This is a genomic window from Methylophaga muralis (genome assembly GCF_001720165.1).
GTDB classification, from domain to species: Bacteria; Pseudomonadota; Gammaproteobacteria; order Nitrosococcales; family Methylophagaceae; genus Methylophaga; species Methylophaga muralis.
This window is the reverse complement of record NZ_MCRI01000088.1, coordinates 1-1,725: the sequence shown is the minus strand read 5'-3', so window position 1 is coordinate 1,725 and position 1,725 is coordinate 1. Positions and strand designations below refer to the sequence as shown.

The window sequence follows — 1,725 nt, the reverse complement described above, 5'->3', positions numbered from 1 at the left end:
TGAGGTTTTAGTGAACGCAAAAAATGTTTTGATACTATGCAATGACTATAACGCTCCTTTTTTGAGTGTTGCTAAGGAATATGCAAGCTATTTGAACAATACTGACCATGATGCAATTGTTGTCTTCCTGAAAGGTCAAAAAGATCCTGCCATTGAAAATGAAGTTTCTGCCAAGAAAGTCATTTTTTTGGAAGCGACAAATAAAGAACTTGGTGGTTTTAAAGGAAAGCTGACAGAACAGATCAGAAAACTACATCACCAATATCAGTTTCAGTTTATTGTGGCCCATCGATATCGGGCTATTTTTATTGCAACCCAGTTGAAAGACATCCAGGTATTTGGCGTTTGCCATATTGATGGCAACTTTAAACGCCTCTCTCGAAAACTCTATATCCGATTCTTTGGCAAAAATCTTACGCTTATTGGAGTTTCAAAAGCCATTCGTGACGATGTCAGAAAGTCCTTGCCCTTTATCAAAAAAGAAAAGATTGTTCACCTTTACAACTCATTAGATTTTGAAACGCTGAGAGCTTCATTGCTGGACCGATCCGCGGCTAAAAAAGCCTTGGCAATCTCAGAAACAGAATACTGTTTCATTAATGTAGGTCGGTTGCATGAGGATAAAGATCAGGCTACGTTAATAAATGCGTTTGCGTTGGCACTGCCCCAGATGCCTCAAGCCAGACTGTATATCGCAGGCGCCGGACGTTTAGAGAGCGCATTAAAACATCAAGTTGAAAAACTTAATCTTCAAGAGAAGATAACTTTTCTGGGAAAAGTACCAGAAGTTTTTCGATATCTACGGGCTTTCGATTGTTTCGTATTGAGCTCTATCCGAGAGGGCTTGCCTGTTGCTCTGCTTGAAGCATATGCAGCAGAATTACCACCGATTGCAAGCTTATGTAGCGGCAATACCGAAGCTATCGAAGACGTGACAGAAGGCTTCGAGGTTGGTCATCCTGAGCAGCTGGCAAACTTAATGATCAAACGCTATGAGATGTCACCTGTCGAAACAAACCAGCTTATACGCAGACTTAATGACAAACTTGAGTTGAGCTTCACCAATGCAGCCGTTAAAGCTGAATTCTGGAATATAGTAGATCCAAAAACTAATTGACTCGTTTTACAGCAAATAAGATTGCCTTTTCAGTTCGATAGATCGCGCTTTCAAACTCAGCAGGCAAGATTGAGCCGATTAATTCCCATACAGGTATAGCCGGTTCACCAATATCTTCAATAACGGCCCAGCCTCCCACCTTGATATGTGAAAGAAAAAAATTCAGTGCTCTGACATTTGCATTTGGCGCATGCAATCCATCATCTATCATAAGATCGAAATGATTAGGTAATTGTTGGTTCAGTAAATCGAACGTTTTATCATCAGTTTGATCAACGTGAAATGTACGAATCCTTTCATCTTCAAAAAGCACGCGCTTATCTACATCAGCACCAAAAATTTCGGCATGAGGCAGAAATTCCCTAAACGCTCTCAATGACGCACCGGGAGCTCCCTCCTTACCCATATTTGACACAACATCCGTATTGTTTGTACCCAATCCAATTTCAAACACATTTTTTATAGCTGATCGATCCGCTAATATCATGCTGTAGAGTAAATGATATGAGTTATATTCAGCTCCTTTATCACTATGATGTTTATCAAATATCGCTTTGAGCTCGTTTGCAGATTTTGATTGTTCAGGTTCAAGCAAACTATTCAGATGA

General features: G+C 40.1%; 2 protein-coding genes. One reads left to right on the top strand and one right to left on the bottom strand.

From position 1 onward, the window contains the following. Positions 1–1,117: glycosyltransferase (locus A9E74_RS13690; RefSeq protein WP_141696833.1), on the top strand; the 1,117-nt coding region annotated here is incomplete at its 5' end. Here the strand turns inward: A9E74_RS13690 and A9E74_RS14425 are convergent. Then, on the bottom strand, positions 1,110–1,725 hold a 616-nt coding region (locus A9E74_RS14425), incomplete at its 5' end, for a class I SAM-dependent methyltransferase (RefSeq protein WP_218104335.1). The genes A9E74_RS13690 and A9E74_RS14425 overlap by 8 nt on opposite strands.